Annotated in this window: 21 protein-coding genes; 13 read left to right on the top strand and 8 right to left on the bottom strand. The window is 73.7% G+C overall.

The annotated features are described in order from the left end of the window. The first annotated feature begins 252 nt into the window (after window positions 1-252). The 5 genes from QSK30_RS02295 (at window position 253) to QSK30_RS02275 (ending at window position 7,292) form a co-directional block, all read left to right on the top strand. Window positions 253-3,141, top strand: coding sequence for an alpha/beta fold hydrolase (locus QSK30_RS02295; RefSeq protein WP_285499097.1), 2,889 nt, complete (start codon window positions 253-255; stop codon window positions 3,139-3,141). Between the two features lie 104 nt (window positions 3,142-3,245). Then, entirely contained in the window at window positions 3,246-4,127 is an 882-nt protein-coding gene (locus QSK30_RS02290; RefSeq protein ID WP_285499361.1) for an ABC transporter permease, read from the top strand. Between the two features lie 57 nt (window positions 4,128-4,184). Further along, window positions 4,185-5,333, top strand: a complete 1,149-nt coding sequence (locus tag QSK30_RS02285; protein ID WP_502871779.1) for a hypothetical protein — start codon at window positions 4,185-4,187, stop codon at window positions 5,331-5,333. A gap of 31 nt (window positions 5,334-5,364) precedes the next feature. Beyond that, window positions 5,365-6,453 carry a J domain-containing protein gene (locus QSK30_RS02280; RefSeq protein WP_285499358.1) on the top strand — a complete coding sequence of 363 codons (1,089 nt, stop codon included), beginning with the start codon at window positions 5,365-5,367 and terminating at the stop codon, window positions 6,451-6,453. After that, complete coding sequence (locus tag QSK30_RS02275; RefSeq protein ID WP_285499096.1) at window positions 6,453-7,292, top strand: ADP-ribosylglycohydrolase family protein; 840 nt, start codon at window positions 6,453-6,455, stop codon at window positions 7,290-7,292. Before QSK30_RS02280 ends, QSK30_RS02275 begins: the two co-directional genes overlap by 1 nt. A gap of 150 nt (window positions 7,293-7,442) precedes the next feature. On the opposite strand, the gene QSK30_RS02270 is transcribed toward QSK30_RS02275, so the two are convergent. Continuing rightward, window positions 7,443-8,231, bottom strand: a complete 789-nt coding sequence (locus QSK30_RS02270; protein WP_285499094.1) for a hypothetical protein — start codon at window positions 8,229-8,231, stop codon at window positions 7,443-7,445. Between the two features lie 34 nt (window positions 8,232-8,265). Next, window positions 8,266-8,490: a hypothetical protein gene (locus QSK30_RS02265; protein WP_285499092.1), complete on the bottom strand. Its 225-nt coding sequence runs from the start codon at window positions 8,488-8,490 to the stop codon at window positions 8,266-8,268. 329 nt (window positions 8,491-8,819) lie between these two features. Here QSK30_RS02265 and QSK30_RS02260 point away from each other — a divergent pair, with 329 nt between their 5' ends. Continuing rightward, on the top strand, window positions 8,820-10,082 hold the full coding sequence (locus QSK30_RS02260; RefSeq protein ID WP_285499090.1) for a toll/interleukin-1 receptor domain-containing protein: 1,263 nt from the start codon (window positions 8,820-8,822) through the stop codon (window positions 10,080-10,082). Window positions 10,083-10,097: 15 nt separating this feature from the next. Next, window positions 10,098-11,300: a toll/interleukin-1 receptor domain-containing protein gene (locus QSK30_RS02255; RefSeq protein ID WP_285499088.1), complete on the top strand. Its 1,203-nt coding sequence runs from the start codon at window positions 10,098-10,100 to the stop codon at window positions 11,298-11,300. Here the strand turns inward: QSK30_RS02255 and QSK30_RS02250 are convergent, their stop codons facing one another. Beyond that, a complete protein-coding gene (locus QSK30_RS02250; protein WP_285499086.1) occupies window positions 11,301-12,080 on the bottom strand; it encodes a serine/threonine-protein kinase in 780 nt (259 codons plus the stop codon). Further along, window positions 12,077-12,622: an RNA polymerase sigma factor gene (locus tag QSK30_RS02245; protein ID WP_285499085.1), complete on the bottom strand. Its 546-nt coding sequence runs from the start codon at window positions 12,620-12,622 to the stop codon at window positions 12,077-12,079. The genes QSK30_RS02250 and QSK30_RS02245 overlap by 4 nt, the downstream gene beginning before the upstream one ends. A gap of 342 nt (window positions 12,623-12,964) precedes the next feature. Between QSK30_RS02245 and QSK30_RS02240 the strand changes: the two genes are divergently transcribed. Then, window positions 12,965-13,534 (top strand): snapalysin family zinc-dependent metalloprotease, encoded by a 570-nt coding sequence (locus QSK30_RS02240; protein ID WP_285499083.1) that lies wholly within the window; start codon window positions 12,965-12,967, stop codon window positions 13,532-13,534. A gap of 114 nt (window positions 13,535-13,648) precedes the next feature. Here QSK30_RS02240 and QSK30_RS02235 read toward each other — a convergent pair whose 3' ends face one another. The 3 genes from QSK30_RS02235 to QSK30_RS02225 form a co-directional block, all read right to left on the bottom strand. Next, window positions 13,649-15,604 (bottom strand): vWA domain-containing protein, encoded by a 1,956-nt coding sequence (locus QSK30_RS02235; protein ID WP_285499081.1) that lies wholly within the window; start codon window positions 15,602-15,604, stop codon window positions 13,649-13,651. Beyond that, complete coding sequence (locus QSK30_RS02230; RefSeq protein ID WP_285499357.1) at window positions 15,601-16,998, bottom strand: ATP-binding protein; 1,398 nt, start codon at window positions 16,996-16,998, stop codon at window positions 15,601-15,603. The genes QSK30_RS02235 and QSK30_RS02230 overlap by 4 nt, the downstream gene beginning before the upstream one ends. 84 nt (window positions 16,999-17,082) lie before the next feature. Next, window positions 17,083-18,303, bottom strand: a complete 1,221-nt coding sequence (locus QSK30_RS02225; protein ID WP_285499079.1) for a low temperature requirement protein A — start codon at window positions 18,301-18,303, stop codon at window positions 17,083-17,085. Between the two features lie 148 nt (window positions 18,304-18,451). Here QSK30_RS02225 and QSK30_RS02220 point away from each other — a divergent pair, with 148 nt between their 5' ends. From QSK30_RS02220 to QSK30_RS02200, 5 genes are all read left to right on the top strand, one after another. Further along, window positions 18,452-18,928, top strand: coding sequence for a YcxB family protein (locus QSK30_RS02220; RefSeq protein ID WP_285499078.1), 477 nt, complete (start codon window positions 18,452-18,454; stop codon window positions 18,926-18,928). A gap of 39 nt (window positions 18,929-18,967) precedes the next feature. After that, complete coding sequence (locus QSK30_RS02215; RefSeq protein ID WP_285499076.1) at window positions 18,968-19,807, top strand: Rv1486c family protein; 840 nt, start codon at window positions 18,968-18,970, stop codon at window positions 19,805-19,807. 29 nt (window positions 19,808-19,836) lie between these two features. After that, complete coding sequence (locus tag QSK30_RS02210; RefSeq protein ID WP_285499074.1) at window positions 19,837-20,436, top strand: hypothetical protein; 600 nt, start codon at window positions 19,837-19,839, stop codon at window positions 20,434-20,436. A 210-nt stretch (window positions 20,437-20,646) separates the two neighbouring features. Continuing rightward, window positions 20,647-21,219, top strand: a complete 573-nt coding sequence (locus QSK30_RS02205; protein WP_285499073.1) for a hypothetical protein — start codon at window positions 20,647-20,649, stop codon at window positions 21,217-21,219. Window positions 21,220-21,224: 5 nt separating this feature from the next. Beyond that, window positions 21,225-21,470: a hypothetical protein gene (locus tag QSK30_RS02200; RefSeq protein ID WP_285499072.1), complete on the top strand. Its 246-nt coding sequence runs from the start codon at window positions 21,225-21,227 to the stop codon at window positions 21,468-21,470. 72 nt (window positions 21,471-21,542) lie between these two features. Here the strand turns inward: QSK30_RS02200 and QSK30_RS02195 are convergent, their stop codons facing one another. After that, entirely contained in the window at window positions 21,543-22,577 is a 1,035-nt protein-coding gene (locus QSK30_RS02195) for a ferrochelatase (RefSeq protein WP_285499071.1), read from the bottom strand. Window positions 22,578-22,583: the final 6 nt, after the last annotated feature.

Here is a 22,583-nt window from a genome sequence, read left to right as displayed (position 1 = left end):
ACTCCCCTCCGACATGTTCTTTGTCCGATTCTTCCCTGTCCGGCCGCCGGGCACCAGTCGGGGGCCTCGGTGGACCGGTCCGGACCTGGCCGGACTCTCGCCCACCCGGCGGTCCTGACCTGCGGGGGACAGTTCCTGGACACGTCGTGACCAGCGGCGACGGTGTAGCCGACATCACCCGTCAGGGGCAGGCCGGTGGTACTGCCGGTGGTACTGGGAGCACTCTCAGGAAGTCTCCAATACGGTCCAGGTGTGCCCTCGATCCCAAGACCCCGACCGCGCCAGGTCGTCACCGCGCTGGTCGTGGTGGCCGTCGCGGCCGCTGGTCTGACCTGGCTCAACAGCGGTTCCGAGCCGCCCCGGGTCACCAGTTCCGACGCCTTCCTCGACCTGCTCAGCGGCCCCGGCCGCGACCAGCCCATCAAGGTCGACACCACCCTGTACCTGCCGGAGCGGACCCCCGCGCCCGCGGTGCTGGTGGCGCACGGGTTCGGCGGGAGCAAGGAGAGCGTCGACTCCGACGCCCGTGAGCTGGCCCAACGCGGTTTCGTGGCACTGGCCTGGTCCGCGCGCGGGTTCGGCCGCAGCGAGGGCAAGATCTCGCTGAACGACCCGGACTTCGAGGTGGCCGACGCCCGCGCGCTGGTCGACTGGCTCGCCACCCGGCCCGAGGTCGCCCTCGACGGACCCGGCGACCCCCGGGTGGGAGTGACCGGCGGCTCGTACGGCGGCGCGCTGTCGCTGCTGCTCGCGGGCACCGACAAGCGGGTCGACGCGCTCGCCCCGGTGATCACCTACAACGACCTGGGCCAGGCGCTGATCCCGAACTCGGCGGCCCCGAGCACCGCGGCCGGTGACACGGCGCCCGGCACGGCGGCGCCCAACCCGTACGCCCAGGACGGGGTGTTCAAGCGGTCGTGGGCGGGCATCTTCTTCGCCGCGGGCATGGGCGCGGCCGGGTTGGCGAACCCGACCGGCGACGCGACCGAACCCGGCTCCGAGGACGACTCGAGCGCGGGCGCGACCGGCGGGACCGCGGTGGACACCGGAGCCGCGGGCGGTTCCGGCGCGGGTAGCGGGGGCAGGCCGCAGGCGAGCGGCGACCCGTGCGGCCGGTTCACCGCCGAGGTCTGCCGCGCCTACTCGCAGGTGGCCACCACCGGGCGCGCCGACCAGGCGACCGCGGACCTGCTGCGCCGGGTGTCGCCGGCGTCGGTGACCGGAAAGATCACCCAGCCGACGATGCTCGTGCAGGGTGAGCAGGACACGCTCTTCGGCCTGGACCAGGCCGACGCCAACGCGCGGCAGATCAGCGCGGCGGGCGGAAAGGTCAAGGTCGTCTGGTACACCGGCGGCCACGACGGTGGCAAGCCCGGCCCGGAGCTGCGCGGCGAGATCGCCGACTGGTTCCGCGACACGCTCGACCCGGAGCGCCGGGGCGCGACGCGGGCCGGGTTCACCTACGCCGTGCAGGGGGCGCTGCGGGCCCAGGGCGCGCCTTCGGTGCGCACCGTCAGCACCGGCGCCTACCCAGGTCTCAGCGGTGGTGCCGCGACCGAGCGGCGGCCCCTGGCGCTCACCGGCGGTGAGCAGACGGTGGTCAACCCGCCCGGCGGCAACCCGGCCTCGATCAGCAGCATGCCCGGGCTCGGCTCGGTGATCAGCGGTTCGGCCCGGCTGGCGGGCCGCATCTCGATCGACCTGCCCGGCCAGGCCGCGCGGTTCAGCAGCCCGACGATGACCGGTCAGCTGCTCATCGCGGGCGCGAGCACGGCGCGGCTGCGGGTGGCGAGCGCGCAGGGGGCCGCCCCGGACGGCGCGGTGCTCTTCGCCAAGCTCTACGACGTCGGGCCGGACGGCGTGCGCACGTTGCCCGGGTCGGCGGTGTCCGCGCTGCGCACTCCCGCGCTCCCGGCCGACGGCAGCGCGGTGGAACTCACCGTGGCGCTGCCCGGGATCGTCCGGCCGATCGAGGCCGACCACCGGGTGGAGCTGGTGGTCTCGACCACCGACCAGGCGTACGCGACGCCCACCCAGGCGGCGGCCTACAAGATCTCCCTCGCCGGGGGCAGCCCGCTGTCGGTGCCGGTCGTGCCGGGCACCCGGTCGAGCACCGGGCCGCCGCTGGCGCCGCTGGTCGGCATCGCGGTGGTCCTTGGTCTGGTGGCCCTGGCGGTCCTCTGGGGCGCGCTGCGCCGCAGGCGCCAGGACGACGCGGACCCGGCGCTGGCCGAGGTGCCGCTGGTGATCGAGAACCTGTCGAAGTCCTACCCGGGCGGGCTCAAGGCGGTCAACGACCTGTCCTTCCGCGTCGGGCGCGGCCAGGTGCTCGGCCTGCTCGGGCCCAACGGCGCGGGCAAGACCACCACGCTGCGGATGCTGATGGGCCTCATCCAGCCGACCGAGGGCCAGATCCGGGTGTTCGGGCACCGGATCCGCGCCGGCGCGCCGGTGCTGTCCCGGATCGGCTCGTTCGTCGAGGGCGCGGGCTTCCTGCCGCACCTGTCCGGCCGGGCCAACCTGGAGCTCTACTGGGACGCCACCGGGCGGCCCCGCGAGCGCGCGCACTTCGACGAGGCGCTGGAGATCGCCGGGCTGGGCGCGGCCGTGGAGCGCAAGGTGCGCACCTACAGCCAGGGCATGCGGCAGCGGCTGGCGATCGCCCAGGCGATGCTCGGCTTCCCGGACCTGATGGTGCTCGACGAGCCGACCAACGGGCTCGACCCGCCGCAGATCCACCAGATGCGCGAGGTGCTGCGCCGCTACGCGGCCACCGGGCGCACGGTCGTGGTGTCGAGCCACCTGCTGGCCGAGGTCGAGCAGACCTGCGACCACGTGGTGGTCATGCACCGCGGCAGGCTCGTCGCCGAGGGCGCGGTGGACGACATCGTCGCCGGTGGCGGCGAGGCGACCTTCCGGGTGGACGACCCGGTGGCGGCGGCCGAGGCGCTGCACGGGGTGACCGGTGTGCGGGCGGTGAGCGTGGAGGGCGACCTCGTGCACGCCGACCTGGACGGGGTGCCGCGCTCGGCGGCGCTCACCGTGCTGGTGCGCGCGGGTGTGGCCGTGGAACAGGCCGGGCCGCGCAGGCGCCTGGAAGACGCGTTCCTCCAACTCGTCGGAGAGGAGCCCTCCGCGTGAGCGAGAACGGGCACAAGAGGCAGGGAGCCGTCGTGACCGGTCAGCCGCTCAAGCCGGGCGAGTCGGTCAGCACCGTGCACACCGACCCGGCGGCCATCGCCGAGATGGAGCTCGCGGCCAACCGGGAGGACACCGGGTACGACGCCGACGGCTCGGTGTCCGGGTTCCGCCAGCGGCGCACGCTGCCGCTGCGGGTGGAGCTGGTGCGCCAGCTGCGCAGGCGGCGGACCCAGCTGCTGCTCGGGTTCCTGGTGCTGCTGCCGTTCATCCTGTGGGCGGCCTTCGAGTTCGGGTCCAGCGACAACAGCCGCCGGTCCGGCGGGTTCGTCGACCTGGCGACCGCGAGCGCGCCGAACTTCGTGGTGTTCGTGCTGTTCGCGGCGGGCAGCTTCCTGCTGCCGATGATCGTGGCGCTGTTCTTCGGCGACACGATCGCCTCGGAGGCGTCCTGGTCGAGCCTGAAGTACCTGCTCGCGATGCCGGTACCGCGCGGGAGGCTGTTGCGGCAGAAGGCGCTCACCTCGGGCCTGCTGTCCCTGTTCGCCCTGGCGCTCTTGCCCGCCGTGGCCCTGGTGGTGGGGGTCGTGTTCTACGGCGCGGGCGAGGCGGTGAGCCCGACCGGTGACGCGATCGAGTTCTCCGACTCGCTGCTGGCGATGCTCTTCGCGGTCCTCTACATCTCGGTCAACCTGCTGTGGGTGGCCGGGCTGGCGATCTTCCTCTCGGTCACCACCGACGCGCCGCTCGGCGCGGTCGGCGGCACGGTGCTGGTGGCGATCCTGTCGCAGATCCTCGACCAGATCACCGCGCTGGGTGGCCTGCGGGACTACCTGCCGACGCACTTCAGCTTCGCCTGGTCGGACCTGATCTCCACCGACATCGACTGGTCGAACATGACCAGGGGCGCGTTCTCGGCGGTCACCTACGCGGCGGTGTTCGGGCTGCTGGCCGCGCGGCGGTTCCGCACCAAGGACATCACCAGCTAGGGCACCACCAGGACACGGCGGGCTGGGCCAGCCGGGCGGCGGGTTAGCCTGCCGCCCGTGGCGATGATCGTGGTGCACGCGGGGACCGAACCGCCCGCCCGGTGGGACGCGAGCCTGTTCCTGGCCGGGCCGACGCCGAGGTCGGCCGAGGTGGCCTCGTGGCGCCCGGCCGCCCTGGCCGAGATCGGCGAGCGCTGGACCGGTCCGGGCACGCTGGTGGTGTTCGTGCCGGAACCGGCGGGCGGTGTGTGGCCGGACTACACCGACCAGCGCACCTGGGAGCTGCGCTGGGGCGACCGGTGCGACGTCGTGCTGTTCTGGATCCCCCGCGGTCCCGGCCTGCCCGCGCTGACCACCAACGACGAGTTCGGCCGGTGGAAGGACAGCGGCCGGGTCGTGCTGGGCACGCCGCCGGGGGCCGAGAGCGTGCGCTACCAACGGGGTTACGCCGCCGACGCCGGGATCCCGACCTCGGACACCCTGGCGGGCACCGTCGAGTCGGCACTGTCCGCCCTGGGGTCCGGTGTGGACAGATCGGGTGGGGAGCGGTTCGTACCGCTGGGCATTCGGCGTACGCCGTCGTTCGACGGCTGGTACCGCGCGCTCGTGGCCGCGGGCAACGAGCTGCGCGACGCCCGCCAGGTGTGGAGCCACCGCTACGACGGGCGGATCGTGTTCTGGGCGCTGCACGTGGCCGTGTGGGTGGCGGCCGAGGACCGGGTGAAGGACAACGAGCTCGTGCTGTCCCGCCCGGACATCGCATCTGTGCTGGCTTACCTGCCCGCCGACGACCCGTGGGACACCGAGGTGTTGCTGGTGCGGGAGTTCCGCTCCCCCGCGCGCACCGGCGACGGGTTCGTGCTGGAGCTGCCCGGCGGTTCGGCGCCCTCGACGGCCGCGCCGGTCGAGGTGGCGGCCCAGGAGCTCGTGGAGGAGACCGGCCTGCGGATCAGCCCGGCGCGGCTGGTGCCGCACGTCCCCCGCCAGCAGGCGGCGACGATGTCGGCGCACCGGCAGGCGGTGTTCTCGGTGCGGCTCACCGCCGCCGAGATGGACCGGGTGCGCGGGCGCGGGCCGGTCGCCGCCGGGACGGAGATCACCCACCCGGTGGTGCGGCGGGTGCGCGAGCTGTTCGCCGACGGCCAGGCCGACTGGTCCACCCTCGGCGCGGTGGCCGGGGTGCTGCTGGGTCGATCCCCGAGTTGATCATGGGTGGCGCTACCGTTGTCCGGTGCCGATGGACGACGTCGACTACTACGAGCTGCTCGGCGTCCGCCGGGACGCCACCGCCGCCGAGGTCAAGTCGGCGTTCCGCGCACTGGCCAAGGTCATGCACCCGGACGCGGGCGGCACCGCGGGCACTTTCCGGCTGCTGAAGACGGCCTACGAGACGCTGTCGGACGCGCGTAGGCGCGCCGAGTACAACGCGGGCACCGCGGCCGAGGCACCCGCGCCGCCGCCCCGACCGGCGACCCGCCCCCGGCGGCGGATGTTCCGCGACGAGCCCGCGTTCACCCCGCGCGGCTGCGACGTCCCGCCGACGTCGCTGCCCTGGTGGCACCTCACCAAGCACCAGCCGCGGATCGGGTACGTGCGCACGCCGGGGCACGCGCCCGCGGCCGGGTTGGCCCTGGCGGGCCTGATCGCGCTGGTCCCGCTGCTGCTCCCGGCACCGCTGCCGCCCGCGGTCCTGGTGGTGTGGCTGGCGTTCGTGGCCGCGGCGATCGCGGTCGCGGTGCGGTTGGCGCGGTCGTACGTCGCCGCGGCGCGCGCGCACCGGGCGGCGCAGGCGGAGTTCGGCGAGCGCACGGTGTTCGGGGTCGCCGACAAGGAGCCCGTGGGTGAACGGCTCACCGCCGAGCTGCTGGTCAACTACCTCGCGCGGTTGCCGGGCGCGCGGGTCTTCCACGGGTTGTCCCGTCCCGGTTCGGTCTTCGCCGACGTGGAGCACGCGGTGCTGTGCGGGCACCGGTTGGTGCTGGTGGAGTCGAAGGTCTGGCTGCCCGGCCACTACGAGATCGACGACGACGGCTCGCTCTGGCGCAACGACCACCCCTTCCGCGGCGGCTCCACCGACCTGTTCGCCGCCGTGGCGTCCTTCGCCGAGCACCTCCCCGGGGTGCAGGTGCGCGGGGTGCTGCTGATCTACCCCAGCCGCGACGGCGTGCTGACCACCGACGACGCGCCCGGGCTCGACGTGTCGGCGATGGTCCCGACCTCCTTCGTGCACGACATCGGCACCTGGCTCTCCGCCGACGTGGCCACCGTGGACCACCACGTGCTGCGCGCCGTGCGCGCGCAGGTGGTCCGGGAACCGGCAGCCTGATGCTGGTCGAGCTCGCGGTCGGGGACGCCTACGGGGCCGGGTTCGAGTACGCCGCATCCGAGTTCGTGCTGCGGCACAACACCTTGCGCGGCTACGTCCAGCACGCCAAGCACACGAGCATCCGGCCCGGGCAGTACACCGACGACACGCAGATGACCTTGGCCGTGGCGGAGCTGTTGGCCGACGGCGGCACGTGGACCGCGGCAGCGCTCGCCGACCGGTTCGTCGAGGTCTTCCACCGGGACCGGCGCGCGGGCTACGCGGCCCGGTTCTACGACCTGCTGCGCGGCCTCTCCGACGGCGCCGACCTACTGGCCAAGATCCGACCGGACAGCGACAAGAGCGGCGCGGCCATGCGCGCGGGACCGGTCGGCCTGCTGCCCACCGTGCCGGACGTGCTGCACCACGCGGCCGTGCAGGCGCGGATCACCCACGACACCCCCGACGGGGTCGCCTCGGCCCAGGCCGCCGCGCTGGCGGTGCACTACTGCGACCGCCAACTGGGGCCGGTGGCGCGGTTGCCCGAGTGGATCAGCGCCCAAGTGGACGGTGACTGGGCGACGCCGTGGCGGGGCAAGGTCGGGTCCAAGGGCGTGATGAGCGTGCGCGCCGCCATCACCGCGCTGGCCGCGGGCGGCGGCCTCAGCTCGATCCTGCACGCGTGCGTGGCCTTCACCGGCGACGTCGACACCGTGGCGACGGTGGCCTTGGCGGCGGCGTCGCGCACCCCGGAGATCGCCGCCGATCTGCCCGCAGTGCTCCTGGACGGCCTGGAGAACGACGCGTACGGACGCGACTACCTCACCGCGCTCGACATTCGGCTCCTCGCGGTTCGCTAGGCGCTGTCCGGTGGGTCTGGTGCGCGGATTCGTGATCCGCGTGGTTCCTGGCCGCGCGGGCGGCAAGCCGCTCGTACCTGGTCGTACTTGGGTTTTCCGTCCGTGCGGTCAGGGGCCGCGCGGGCGCGGATAGCGCGTGCCGGACAGCGCCTAGGCGCTCAAGGCCGCTGAGAGCGGACCCAGTCCACCCAGGACACCTGCCTCGGCGGCGTGCTTGGCGAAGCGGGCCCGTTGCTCGACGGGGAGGGCGGCCACCGCGTCGGCCACTCGCGCGAGCCCGGGCTCGTCCAGCCGGGCGAACAGCGGCAGCAGGTCGTGCGCCAGGTCGTCGGGCGCGGTGGCCACGACCCGGGCGACCTCGGGGAGCCGGTCGTCGGCGACCATGGCGAACAGCTCGGCGAAGCGGTCGGCGACCTCGCTGTAGACGGCGGTCCGGAGGAGGTCCTCGGCCGCCAGCGTCTCGACCGTCGCGCGCAGCGCGGGGGGCGGCAACTGGCCGACGAAGCGCCCCATGGTGATGTGGTCGCCGCGGCGGACCAGCTCGCGGGCGACCTCGAGCATCCGGGCCACCGGCAGTACCGCCAGCACCCCGGCCACCCGGCGCGGGTCGAGCTCGGCGGCGACATCGGCCAGGAAGCCCACCGACAGCCGCCCCGCCAGGTCGACGGCGCGCGCCGGTTCCAGCACGCCCGCCACCCGGGCGCTGAGCAGCGCCCCGAACGAGCGCTGCGCGATCGAGGCGGTCAACGCCGCGGGCACCAACTTGCTCGCTGCGCCGATCCGCTCGAACAGCGCCTGGTTGGCGCCGAAGAGCACGTCGGTGGCCTGTTCGCGAAGCCGGCGCAGGTCCGCCTCCGGGACGTCGAGCAGGTAGTGGAACCGTTCCGGGTCGTCGCCGAGCAGGCGCGCCAGCTTGGCGATCTCCGCGCGCGCGGTCACCGGCCCACCCCATCGGTCGCGAAGCGCGGGCCGCTCACAGGCCGATCACCTTGCGGACCAACGGTCGCAGCAGCCGGGGCAGCTGGCGCAGCGACTCGTCGGTGGCCGCGACCAGGTGCTCGCCCTGCCGCCTGCGCGCCGAGCGCAACGCGCCGGCGAGGTCGCGCGCGGACTCGGCGTCGAGTGCCTCGACCCCGGCGGGCAGCGGACCCCGGAACTGCCTGCGCAGCTCAGCGACCGCGTCGGCCTGCTCGCTCACCTGACCTCCAACCTGGACCTACTCAACGGTAGGTCATCGCCCGCGGGCACCGCCCGCCGGTGTCCATCCTGCCCCGGCCCGAACCTCGCCGTCGGACAGGGCGTCGTGACCGAGAGCAACCAACCACACCGGTGAACGGTGGTTTGCCGGCCACCGGCCCAAGATCGGCGGCAACCCGGCCGCACTACGGCGAAATACCTCCGGCCTGCGATCTTGCCGGTACGCCCCGAGATCGACAGCGGCGCACCAGGGCCATAGGTCCCTGTTGATAGGTCGACCATCCACATAACGTGCGTGAACCCGAGAACTACGGAACGTGAGATCCGCGCATGCACGTCTTCATCAGCTACGCCCGCCGCGACCAGGCGTCGATCTCCGCGCTGCGCGCGGACTTCGAGCGGTTCGGCAACCGGGTGTGGTTCGACCGCGAGAGCCACGGCGGTCAGGACTGGTGGGACGACGTGCTCAGCCACGTGCGGGGGTGCGTGGTGTTCACCTTCGCCATCTCCCCCGACTCGCTGCGCTCCAAGGCGTGCCTGGCCGAGCTGCACTACGCCCAGGCGCTGCGCAGGCCGATCCTGGCCGTGCTGGTGCGCCCGGTGCCGCCCCGGTCGATCCCGGCCGGGCTGCCGCCGCCGGTCGACTACGTGACCCGCACCGAGGAGAGCGCGATAGCGCTGCGCAAGGCGGTCAACTCCCTGCCGGTGGCGCGCGCGCTGCCCGCCCGCCTGCCCGAGGAGCCGGAGATCCCCACCTCCTACCTCAACGCCTACCTCGCCCGCATCGACGCGCCCGAACTGGACGAGACGGCCCAGACCGAGCTGCTCGGCGCGCTGCGCGACCGGATGGCCGACGCCGAGGAGCGCGCGGGGGTCTGGGACCTGCTGGTGCGCCTGCGCGAGCGGCCGGAGCTGACCAGGACGGTCGCCGACACCGTCGAGGACATCCTGGCGCCCGGGTGGCAGCCGGACCCGCGCGAGAACTTCGAGGCGCGCTACTGGGACGGGCAGAGCTGGACCACCCTGGTCTGGCAGAACGGCCGGGAGTTCAACGACCGCAACCAGCCGCCGAGGGTGCACGCGCACCTGCCCTCGACCGGGCCGCTGCCCAGGGTCGTCGACCCCGAACCCGCGGCGCGGCCGGTCAAGTCGGCCCCGGCGCAGCACACCCACCAGCTCAAGCGCGGGCGACCGCGGACCCGCAGGCTCGCGCTGCTGGCCGCCGCCGCGGTGGTGGTGGTCGCCGGTGGGGTGACCGCGGGGCTGCTGCTGATGGGGGGCGGACCGGACGCGGACGCGGCCACCCGGGTGGCCCGCAACTTCGTCGACGCGGTCAACACCCACGACGAGAACTCGATGCAGCGCTACGTGTGCGCCAAGGACCGGGCCGAGAAGGCCCACCTCTACCACGGGTTCTTCGACACCGCGAACGTGACTTTGGAGAGCGTCGACGCGGAGTCGGCGGACCCTCGGTTTACCATTCTCGCCGCACGCACTGCGGGGAACTCCTCAGTGAGGTTGAGCATCCCGCTCACCGAGGAGGACGGTGAGTGGCGAGTGTGCGACATCAGCCGTGCGTTGTCGGGACGCTGACTGCGGAGTTGAGACATGCAGGTTTTCGTCAGTCACGCCCCGTCCGACCGCGACGCCGCGGCCCGGCTCCGCGCGGACCTCGCGCAGCTGGGCAGGCAGGTCGCGCTCGACCGGGGTGAGCCGGTCGGCTCGCGCTGGTGGGAGAGCGTGCTCCAGCGCGTGCAGCGCTGCGACGTGTTCATCCTGGTGGCCTCCCCGGCCGCCGTCCGCTCCCCCGGTTGCCTGGCGACGCTGCGCTACGCCCGCGCGCTGCGCAGACCGGTGCTGGTGGTCTCCGCGGTGCCCACCCCGCTGCCCGAGGGGGCCGACACCGCGCCGGTGTTCACCCCGGGCGCGGACATCAGCGACCGGATCCCGAAGCTGCGGGGCGCGCTGCTCAACCTGCCCGCCGCCCCCGCGCTGCCCGACCCGATGCCGCCCGAGCCCGCGGTGCCCTACCTGGAACCGCTGCGCCAGCGCCTCGACGAGCAGGCCTTGGAGGTCTCCGAGCTGCGCGAGCTGTTCCGCCAGCTCCGCCTGCGCCTGCGCGACGAGCACGAGCGCGCCGCGGTGTGGGGTCTGCTGGTGCGGCTGCGCTCGCGCCCGGACCTCCCGCAGCCACTGGCCACCAAGGTCGAGAAGGTGCTGGCCCCCGGCTGGCAGCCCGATCCCGAGCGCCGGGTGGAGAAGCGCTACTGGGACGGGCAGGCGTGGACCACCCTGGTCCGGCACGAGGGGCGCGAGTTCAACGAGCGCCGGGTCCCGCCGCCGGAGGCCACCTGGTCCGGCGACCCGGTCCCGGCCCGCCCCCGCCCGACCGCGACGTCGTCCGGTCCGCGCCCCGCGGTGCGCCCGCGCCCGGCGGTCCGCGCGCCGAGCAGGCAGCGGCTGCTGCTGATCGGCGGCGTGGTCGTGGTGGTGGCCGCGTTGACCGTCGGCGGCGTGCTGATCTTCAGCAGCTCCACCCCGGACGCGACCACCACGGCCCGCCGGTTCGTCGACGCGGTCAACGTCGCCGACGCGAGCGCGGTCCAGCAGGTGACGTGCGAGAAGGACCGCGGCCGGGCGGCGTTCATCTTCCTGCGCGGCCAGACCCGGCTGACCCTCGAGGGCGTCGACGAGACCACCGACCCGCCCACCCTCACGGTCCTGGCGACCGACTCGGTGACCACCAGCACCGAGCGCCGCACGTACCCGCTGGTCGAGGAGTCAGGCAAGTGGATGGTGTGCCCGGCCTGATCAGGGCAGCGATCCGGCCAGCCGCACCAGGTCCTCATCGGACACCGGACCGGACATCGCGTAGGAGACACCGTCGTCGGTGGTCCACACCAGCCTGCTGCCGGTGCAGAAGACCACCACCTCGTCTACCGGTTCGCCACCCGGCTGGTCGAGCACGTGAGACGACACCCGGTAGAAGCGGCCGTCCGCTTCGCGCAAGAGGTGCCCGGGACGTCGTCCGACGAGCACGTTGTCGGCCGGGGGCACCCCGGGCGGGTGCAGGTCGACGACCACGTTCGCCGGGTACCACTCGACGCTGATCAGCTTCCCGCGGAACTGGTAGGTCGCCATCGCCGCGCTCTCGGCTGACCGCGTCACACGTAGGAACAGCCCGTGCGGCTCGCCCAGTGCCGACGCCGACGGCGGCGTCCACCCGGTGCGGTCGGCGACCTCGGTCGCGGTCGCGGGCGCCATGGCCGCCCACCCGGCGCACTGCCCCCGCTGCGGCACCCCGGCCACCTCGACCCCGGTGGGGGCGGGCGCGCTCACCCGCGGGTTCGCCAGCCGGGTGACCTGGACGCTGACGGCGAGAACGGTTGCGGCCACCGAGACCACGAGCACACCTCGTCGGAGCCGGGACACCGGGGCAGGCACCGGTCGCGGCGCCTCGGCGACGCGCCGGGCCACCAGGCCGAGGATGGCGTCCACCTCGGCGCCCGACGGTGGCCGGTCCAGCGCACGCCCGAGTTCGACCAGTCCGGCCACTTGGCCCGGGCCCCGCGCGCTCGACACCTCGCTCACCTCGACACCTCGGATATCTCGGCGGACTCGGCGGGCTCGGGAGCGATCAGCTCGCGCAACCGGGTGAGCGCGCGCGAGGTCCTCGACTTCACCGACCCCAGGGGCCAGCCGAGCACCTCGGCGGTCTCCCGCTCGGACAACTCCAACAGGAAGCGACACCCGAGCACCTGCCGGTCCTTCTCCGGGAGCGCCCAGAGCGCCGACCACAGCGCCCGGTCGCGGTCCGCGAGCAGTGCCACCCGCTGCGGATCGGCCTCCCGACGGTGATCGGCTTCCCCGCGGTGCTCACCGAGCAGGGCCACCCGGTCCTGGAGCCGGAGCCGCCGGGCGCGGGACCGGTGCAGGTCGCGCGCCAGGTTCACCACGGTTTGCAGCAGCCAGGGGCGGAAAGCCGCGTCCAGCCGGAACCCGGCCAGCCCGTCGAAGACCCGCACGAACGCGTCCTGGACCACGTCCTCGGCATCGGAGCCCGCGCCGGACAGCAGCGCCATCCGGTGCGCCGCGGAGTGGTTCCGGCGGACCAGCACCTCGAAGGCACCCATGTCCCCCGAACAGGAGCGCGCCACCAACTCCCCATCCGACTCCCCGTCCCGGTACCCGTCGTCCAATGCCGCCCCTGGCTCGCCGCGGTGGAGCTTCCTCCCTGATCTACACCGCCGCGGCGGCAGGCGTTCCACACCGCGGACCACTCCACCACTGCCGATCACTGAACCCGTGGGGAAAAGTGGGAAGCGCTATGCCCCTTTGTGATCTGTTCCGCGCGGGTCGGCGCGGGCCACTGTTGAGTGATCCGGACACGAGTTCGCGAAACAGCGGCGGTGTTCGGTACTCGTAAACCAGCGCAGGAAAGGGGTCTCTCTTTGTCCCGAGCGAGATTCGTCCCAGTGTTGCTCGGCAGTGTCACCGCGATCGTCTTCGCGGTCGCGCCCAGCGCCAGTGCCGCGGCACCCGGCGCGAGCGCGGCACCCGCCACCCAGCAGGCCGTGCGCACGATCAGCTACGACTCGAGCCGGGCGGCCGAGTTGGCACCGCTGGTCGACCAGGCCGCGCAGGTCTGGAACAGCGGCGTCACCAACGTCCGGCTGGTCAAGGGCACCGGCGGGGTCACGGTGAGCACGGCCCAGAACGGGTCGGCGCCCGGGGTGGCCAGCTGCGTCGGCTGCACCCGCGGCTCGATCACCCTGTACCGCAACCAGATCAAGTCCTCCGGTGCGGGCACCCTGCGGGTGATCGTGCACGAGTTCGGCCACATCCTGAGCCTGAACCACCCGCAGGACATCGGTAACTGCGACAAGGTGATGGCGGGTGGGCGCTGCGACAACCCGCAGCCCAACGCCGCCGAACGGGCCGCGGTGGACCGGTTCTGGCAGGGTCGGCTGTCCATCGCCGTCGAGCCGGGCGGCCGCCCGGACGAGCGCGGCGTCTTCAACGTCCCGGCGCTGGCAGGTCGGTAGATCCGGCCCAGGGGGTCGCGCGGAAGATCCTTTCCGCGCGGCCCCTTGCCGTCCGTGAACTCCTTGCCGCGCAAGGGGCCAGCTCCGCGCCGGTGGTCACAGACCACCGCGTTGTCAGTGCCGCGTTCGGCGGTTGCGCAGGTAGTCGCCGACCACCGCCGGACCGAGCCCGTCGAGATCCGGGGCCACCACCCGACCGCCGCCGCGGCGGGCGACCACGTCGACGAACGCGGCCAGGGACGGGTTGTCGCCCAGCATGAACACCGTCACCGAGGCACCCAGCTTGGCCAGGTTGTCCACCTCGGCCAAGGTCTTGCGCAGCGTGCGCTGGGTGGTCGGGTACTCGAAGACCGCCTCGCCGTCGGGTTCCAGGTGCGCGGTGGGCTCGCCGTCGGTGACGATCAGCACCACCGGCCGGGCGCCGGGGTGGCGGCGCAGGTGCCTGCCCGCCAGCAGCAGCGCGTGGTGCAGGTTGGTGCCCTGCTCCCAGACGCCCTCCAGCGCGGTCAGCTCGGCGATGTCCACCGCGGCGGCGTGCCTGCCGAAGGTGATCAGCTGCAGCTCGTCGGAGCGGAACCTGGTGCGCACCAGGTGGTGCAGCGCCAGCGCGGTGCGCTTCATCGGGACCCAGCGGTCGTCCTGGACCATCGACCACGAGGTGTCCACGCACAGCGCGACCGCGGCGCGGGCCCGCTGCTCGGTCTCGGCGACCTCCACATCGGAGACGTCGAAGCGGACCCGCCCCGACCCGACCGAGGCGGTGCGCAGCACGGCGTTGCGGACGGTGCGGGCGACGTCCCACGGCTCGGTGTCGCCGAACACCCACGCCCGGGTGGCCCCGGTCAGCTCACCGGCCGCGCCCGCGCTCGCCGTGTCGCGTTCTCCCCGCTGCGCGCGCATACCCCCGACGACGTCAGCCAAAGCCGTCTCGCCCAGTCGACGCATCGCCTTGGGGGACAACGACAACGTGCCATCGGGCGCACGGTCGAGCAGCCCCTGCCTGCGCAGCTCACGCTCCAATTCGGACAGTCGACGGGCGTCCACACCGGCCTCGTCGCCGAGCTGGCGCTGCAACGCCTCCAGGTCGATGTCCTCCAGCCGGGCGCCCGGGTAGGACTGGCCGAGCTGCTCGGCCAGCGCGTCCAGCTCGGCCAGGTCGGACATCGCCTGCGCGCCCTCGCCGAGGCCGAGCGGGTCCTGGCCGCGGAAGCGGGCCGAGGAGGTCCAGTCCTCCCCCGGCCGCAGCGCGCGCAGGTTGGCGTCGAGGGTGGCGACCTGCTCGGCCAGCCGCGGGTCGCCGAAGGCGTTGCCCATCAGCTCGGCCAGCTCGGCGCGCTGCTGGGCGCTCATCGAGTTCATCATCCGCTGCGCGGCGGCGGCGCGGGCGGCCAGCGCGTCGACCAGCTCCGGCACGGTGCGCGGGTTCTCCGGGAAGAACTCGCCGTGCTCGGCCATGAAGCGCCGGAACCGTTCGTCGGTGTCGTCGCCGCGCAGGTGGGCCAGCAGCAGGTCGTTGAGGTCGGCCATCATCGCGCGGATGCGCTCGGTGTCCTCCGGGCGCATCTGGCCGATGGCCTGCTTCATGCCCTGGAACCGCGACTCCATCAGCTCCTGGCCGAGCTTCTCGCGGATCTGCTCGTAGGCGGCGCGCGCCTCCGGCGACCGCCAGTCGTACTCGGCCAGCTCACGCACCGCCGCGGCGGTGCCCGGCGGGAGCGCGTCGAGCTGGGCCTCGCGGAAGCGGGCGTCGTCGGACGGGTCGGGGAACAGTGCCGTCTTCTCGGCCTCGAGCGCACGGGCCAGCAGCTCGCGGACCTCGTTGAGGGTGCCGTCGAGGTTGTGCCTGCGCTGGATGCGCGACCGGCGCTCCCACAGCCGCCGGGTGAGCTCGTCGAGCCCCGCGGTGTCGCCCGCGCCCCGGCGCAGCAGCTCCTCCAGCGCGGCCCGCGGCGAGGACCCCTCCATCACGTCGCGCCCCAGCGCCTCCAGGGCCGCGCGCAGGTCGACCGGCGGGGCCAGTGGGTCGGGCCCCTCTCGCCACGGTCCGTAGCGGTAGCGGTCGGCTGTCACGGCCCGTACACCGCTTCCCCGTCGGAGGAGTCCTTGGCCAGTTTGCGGGTCAGGTACAGGTACTCCAGCGCCAGCTCGACCGCGGCGGCGATCCGGCCGGGCGGGTCGGTGGCCTTGACGTCCAGCCGGGCGGCGACCTCGTGCAGCACCGGCAGCTCAGGCAGCGCGGCCAGCAGCTCGCTGCCCGGCACCCGCTCGCCGGTGGCGACCAGGTGCCCGTCGACCACGGCGTCGACCAGCGGCCCCAGGTCCAGGCCCGCGAACCGGTCGCGCGCGGTCTCGGCGACCGCGCGGCGCAGCAGGTGGGTGAGGTGCTCGGTCTCCCGGCCCTCCTCCCCGGACTCGAACTCCAGCTTGCCGCGCAGCACCGCGGGCACCGAGTCCAGGTCGACCGGGCGGGCGATCGCGGGCTCCTCGCCGATCAGCGCGGAGCGGCGCAGCGCGGCCGCGCCCACGGTCTCCGCGGCGGCCACGGCGAACCGCGCCGAGACACCGGAGCGCTGGTCGACGGCCGAGGACTCGCGCAGGTTGCGCACGAACCGGGCCAGCACCTCCAGCAGCGGCTCGCCCACCTCGGCGACCAGCTCGGCCTCCTGGCGCACGACGTCGACCTCGGCGCCGACGCTGCGCGGGTAGTGCGTGCGGATCTCGGCGCCGAAGCGGTCCTTGAGCGGGGTGATGATCCGGCCGCGGTTGGTGTAGTCCTCGGGGTTCGCGGTGGCGACCAGCAGCACGTCCAGCGGCAGCCGCAGGGTGTAGCCGCGGACCTGGATGTCGCGCTCCTCCATCACGTTGAGCAGCGCGACCTGGATCCGCTCGGCCAGGTCGGGCAGCTCGTTGACGGCCACCACACCGCGGTGCGCGCGCGGGACGAGTCCGAAGTGGATGGTCTCGGGGTCGCCCAGGGTGCGGCCCTCGGCCACCCGCACCGGGTCGACGTCGCCGATCAGGTCGCCGACCGAGGTGTCCGGGGTGGCCAGCTTCTCGGTGTAGCGCTCGGACCGGTGCCGCCAGGCCACCGGCAGCTCGTCGCCGAACTCGGCGGCCCGCCGCAGCGACCGCGGCGTGATCGGCTCCAGCGGGTGCTCGCCCAGCTCCGAGCCCTCGATCACCGGGGTCCACTCGTCGAGCAGGCCTGCCAGGGTGCGCAGCAGCCGGGTCTTGCCCTGGCCGCGCTCACCGAGCAGGACGAGGTCGTGCCCGGCCAGCAGGGCGCGTTCGAGCTGGGGCAGCACGGTCTGGCCGAAGCCGACGATGCCCGGCCACGGGTCGCGGCCCGCGCGCAGCGCGGCCAGCAGGTTGTCGCGGATCTCGGCCTTCACGCCCTTGGGCGCGTGCCCCTGCGCGCGCAGCTCGCCGAGGGTGCGCGGGAGCGAGGCAGGGGGCGTGTTCACAACGGTCACGGTTCGACGCTACGCACGTTCGGCGGTCCGGTCGACGTGGAGTGGCTCCAGCCTGTGGACAACTCAGCCCGGGTGTCAGCCCGCGTGCTCCTCGTCGGAGTGCCGGATCTCCGCGCGGGTGCCCTTGTAGTGCACCCACTCGTAGCCGATCAGGCCCACGAGCGACGCGGTGAGCACCGTCAGCGCGAGCAAAGCGGGCAGGGTGGACATCAGCGGGGTGACCGCCAGGATCGCGATCCCCAAGCCGATCCGCTGCGGCTTGTGGTTGCGCGCGCAGCGCCACGAGATCGCCGAGTGCGCCAGCAGGTAGAGCGCCGTGCCACCGAAGAGCGCCCACAGCGGCACGCCGTGCAGGTGGTCGGCGGCCGAGTGCCCGTCGGCGCCGCCGACGTAGCCCAGGACCTTCTTCAGGCCGAGGGCGAGCAAAACGATCCCGACGACCAGCGGCAGGTGCAGGAAGGTGAACGCGCCGCGCGCCATGCTCGCGCGCTCGGCCCCGGTGACCCGGGCCAGGGCGCGCTCGGCGATGAGCACGTGGGTGTCGAAGTAGGCCCACCACAGGCACGCCGCGATGGCCAGCCCGAGCAGCGCCGCGGTGATGATCGGCCAGGAGATCGGCAGGTGGTTGACCCCCACGCCGATGGCCACGATCGACTCGCCGAGCGCGATGATCACGATCAGCCCGTACCGCTCGGCGAAGTGCGAGGCCGAGTTCAGCCGCCAGCCCGAGGCGCCGATGACGAACGTGCCGCCGTAGTCGGCGGCCACCGCGCCGACCCACAGCAGGATCTGCGCGGTGCCGCTGGTCTGCGCGGCGACCAGCAGCAGCACGGTGCCGCCGAGCATGCTGGGGGTGAACTTGACCAGTTGCCTGCGCAGCACGGCGTCGCCGTCGGCGACGATCCAGAACAGCACCAGGTGCACCGCGCGGACCAGGAAGTAGCCGACCGCGAACACCGTCGGGCCCGACACCCCGCCCGGGAAGTCGTGGAACGCCTCGGGGATGGCCAGCGCGATCAGGAACATCGCCGCCATGGCCGCCAGCATCGCCGTGCGGGCGTGCCCCTCGTCCGCCTTGACCAGGTTGGACAGCCACGAGTAGCCGATCCAGCACCACCACACCACGGCGAGCACGAGCGCCCCGCGCAGCAGCCCCAACCAGGTGGGGTCCTCGGCCATCATGGCGGTCACCTGGGTCAGCGCGAAGACGAAGACCAGGTCGAAGAACAGCTCCAGCGTGGTGGCGTTCGAGCTCTCGCCGACGCGTTCCAACCTGGCCCGATGCGGCTTGCCCATGGCGCAGATCGTGGCACGCCGCGGTTGGTGGCCCTACCGCGCCCGCGCGGTAGGGCGTGTCCGAGACGTGGGAGCGGTGATCCGCGTCGTTCGCGGGCCGGAAACCACCCGTCCTCGGGTTTTCGTCGGTGCGGCTAGGGTCTTGCCCGTGCGACTCCGCTGGGACCCGGTGCCCGCCGACTGGGCCGACGGCATCCGCGCCACCGTCCCGTTCGCCCGCCGGGTGCCCTGGTTCGCCGCGGCGTTCGGCGTGTTCTCCACCGTGCTGCTGGTGCTCGGCCAGATCTCGCCGGGGATCTTCGGCCTGGTGTGCGCGGCGATCATCGCCGGGCTGCCCGCCGTCGCGGTGCGCAGGGCGTTCCGCCGCGACCCGGTCGCGGGCCGCGCGGTCACCGCCGAGGTCGACGGGCGCTCGGTGCGGATGATGACCACCGACGGCAGCGCCTACAGCGACCTCGAGCTGGCCGGGCTGGCGGGCTGGGTGGAGACCGAGCGCGCGTTCGTGCTGCGCACCGGCCCCGGCGGGTTCCACCCGGTGCCGGGCCGCGCGTTCGACAGCGCCGAGGACATCGACCGGTTCCGGGACCTGCTCGAACGCCTGCTGGGGCCCGCCGACCGGAGCTGATCACCGCCCGCGACCACCGGTCGCGTACCCTCGGATCCCGTGTCAACTCCGAGTGCCACCTTCGCGGTGTGGGTTTCGGCGTGGCTGAACGGTTCCGCCGCAGCCGATGACGTCTTGGACTCCCTGGGCCACTGGGCCGAACTGCACGACGTGGTCGCCGTGGACGGGCAGACCGCGCAGTCCCTCGAGGTGCCGCTGCGCGGCCAGGCGGGCGGCCAGGTGGCCGCGCTGCTCGCCGCGCTGCGCCGGGCCGGGGTCACCGGCGGCAGGCTCGTGCTGCCGGTGGCGGGCGACGTGCGGGGGCTGGGCGGGCGCAGCGAGTTCGCCGGGTCGGCGCTGCACGCGGGCGAGGCGGTCGTGCTGCACGGCGCCCCGCTGGGCCTGGTGCCCGAGCCGATCGCCGACGGGGTGCTGCGCTGGACCGTCTTCGACATCGGCGACGCCCCCGCGGTCGAGCACGTGCCGCTGGGCGAGTCCGAGCACGAGCTGACCGGCGCCATGCGCGTGGCCGCGGGCGTGCTCACCGAGCTGGGGGTGGCCAAGCACCGCGCGGGTGTCCGCGAGGAGATCACCGCCCGGGTCGCGCACCAGTCGGCCGCGCCGTGGCCGGAGGGCACTCCCCCGCGCGCGCTGCGCGTGCTGCAGCGGGCCAACGAGGTCTCGGCGATCCTGCACCTGGCGAGCGAGGACGCCCCCGGTGGGGCGCTGTCGTCGTCCTCGGCCCGCAGGCGCGCCGACGCGCTGCGCCCGCTGTTCGACGCGGTCCGGATCGCCCGGCTCGCCGCGGTCGACGAGGCGGTGCGGATCTTCTCCGACCGCCCCGACAAGGAGCACTCCGACACCGACCACGTCGACAAGGACCACGCGGACAAGCGCTAGTCCCGTCCCGGCCGGTTACGCTGCCCCTCGTGCTGATCGAGCGGCGGCTGCACGACGGGATCCAGGACGGGTCGATCACTGTCCTCTTCCGACGGTGGCGCGCGCCGCAAGCCGTGGCGGGCAAGGTCTACCGCACGGCCGCGGGCCGGATCGTGGTCGACGAGGTCACCGTCGTGCCGCTCGCCCGGATCACCGCGCGCGACGCGCGGGCCGCCGGGTACCGCTCCGCCGACGAGGTCCGCGCCGACCTGCGCGGCGACCCGATGAGCCCGGTGTACCGCCTGCGCGTCCACCCCGACCACGGCACGGACCCGCGCGACGAACTGGCGGGTACCGCGGACCTGACCCCGGCCGACGTCGAGGCCATCACAGCCCGGTTGACCCGGTTGGACCGGGCCAGTGCGATCGGCCCGTGGACGGGTGCCACACTTCGGCTGATCGCCGAGCGGCCCGCCGTGCGCGCGGCCGACCTGGCCGCCTCGGTCGGGCGGGAGACCGCGCCGTTCAAGCTCGACGTGCGCAAGTTGAAGAATCTCGGATTGACCATCAGTTTGGACACCGGTTACCGGCTCTCCCCTCGCGGGCGGGCCTACCTCGCACACGCGGCGCACACGACCGGGAACCGCTGACGGCCGAAGATCTTTCGCGCGTCCAGCGGGGGAAACCCTTGCCCTACCCTTGAGGCCGGGCGAGCCTGGCGCGGATTCCCCGCTGGAACAGGGTAAACAGCGCGTCAGCACGGACATAACCCGGTGCTATGGGTCTTTGGGATGAGCGTCGGCGGCGGAAGTCGCCGATAGTGATCGCACTGGACCAACCGCTGTTACCGGAGTCACACCATGACCGCACAACTACTCGACCCCAAGCAGGCCGCCCGGCCGCTCGCGCTGGACACCAACCACCTCGGTGCCCTGCAGATGGTCGCGCGCGGCGAGGTCGGCGCCTACGGGGCCGGGTCGGCGCTGCGGCACCGCACCGACGACCTGGGTGTGCTGATGGTCAGCGCGCTGTTCACGCTGCGCCGCGACGGCTTCGTCGGCTTCGGCGAGGCCACCCCCGACCCGCGCGACGGCTGGCTGCGAGCGGGCCTGACCTCCGCGGGCGAGCGGCTGCTCGACATCTGGCTGCGCCGCGGCCGCCGTTCCCCGGACGAGGCCGCGCGCACCCGCGACTGGTTCGTCCTGCTGCGCTGCGCCCAGCGCGGCGACCTCGGCATGACCGAGGGCAACCAGGTGGTCGACCGCGGCAACCCCGTGGAGAGCAGGCTGGCGGCCCGGATGCGCGAGCTGGTGAGCGCGGGCCACCTGGTGGTCGGCTCGGCCCGGCTGCGCGACTGCCGGATGGTGACCCTCAGCGAGACCGGCAGGCAGCTGCACACCAGACTCGATCTCTCCCAGTCGAACCACGGGTGATGAAGATGATGACCAGGGATCCACGCGGCGAGGTGTGCTGGGGTACCAGTGCTTCCTACGGCGGCCGCGCGCACGTCGTCCTCATGAGCCGGACCACCGGCCTGTGCGGGCTGCCGGTCGACACGCGGTACCGCGAGCGCCCCAACGCGCGGACGGTGTGCCCGGAGTGCGCGATCGCCTACGTCGCCGCAGTTTTCCCCACCGAGGCGACTGCGCCAGACCTCCGGCACGAGGTCCGGCTGCGCGCCTGACGGGAAGCGGCGCCGGGGGTACCCCTGCACCCCCGGCGCCGCTTCCCCGCTTTGCCGCTCGCCCGGCGGGTACTACCGCCCCGGCCGCTTGGCGGGCTCGCAGCACGCGACCGCGCACGCGGCGCCGTTGAGGGTGCAGCCGCCCACCGCGAAGTCCGACAGCTTGGCCGGTTCCGCGCCCGCCAACTGCTCCCTGATCAGGTCCACCACCAGCTCGGCGAACCTCGGGTCGCCGTTGGGCGTGGCCGACCGGGCGAACGCCATCCCCAGCTCGGCCGCCTTCTCCGCCGCCTCGGTGTCGAGGTCCCAGACCACCTCCAGGTGGTCGCTGACGAAGCCGATCGGGCACACCACCACCGCGCGGACCCCGCGCCCGTGCAGGTCCTCGATGTGGTCGACGACGTCGGGCGCCAGCCACGGCACCTGCGGCGGCCCGGACCGGGACTGCCACACCACGTCGTAGTCGGCCACCCCGACCGCCGCCGCGACCAAGCGGGACGCCTCGGCCACCTGGCGGGAGTAGCGCCGCCCGCCCTCCTCCGGCGGACCGGCGGCGCGGTCGGCGGAGTCGGGCACCGAGTGCGCGGTGAACACCAATCGGTACCCGGCGGGCACGGTGGCCGCTGACGCGCGAACGGCGTCGGCGACCGCGGCGACGAACAGCGGGTGGTCGAAGAAGTGCCGCAGCTTCACCAGATCGGGCGCGTCGGGGCCGGTCGCGGCCCGCGCCCGGGCGATGTCCTCGTGGTACTGCCGGCAGGCCGAGTAGCCGCCGTAGGCGCTCGTCGGGAATACCAATGCCCGACGAACGCCGTCGGCGGCCATCTTCGCCACGGTGTCCTCGGCGAGCGGGTGCCAGTTCCGGTTGCCGAAGTAGATCGGCAGGTCCAGGCCCTGGCGGAGCAGCTCGGCGCGCACCGCCGCCATCGCCTCGCGGTTGAGCCGGTTGATCGGGGACACACCGCCGAAGTGCTGGTAGTGCGCCTCGACCTCGTCGAGCCGCTCCGGCGGGACCCCGCGCCCCCGGGTGACGTTCTCCAGGAACGGCCGGACGTCGGCCGGGGACTCGGGGCCGCCGAAGGACAGCCAGAGCAGTGCGTCGGTCATACCGCC

Source organism: Actinokineospora sp. NBRC 105648, from assembly GCF_030269645.1.
In the GTDB taxonomy this organism is placed as follows: domain Bacteria; phylum Actinomycetota; class Actinomycetes; order Mycobacteriales; family Pseudonocardiaceae; genus Actinokineospora.
Note: the sequence above shows the minus strand (reverse complement) of the source record. Positions and strands in the feature narration are given on the sequence as shown.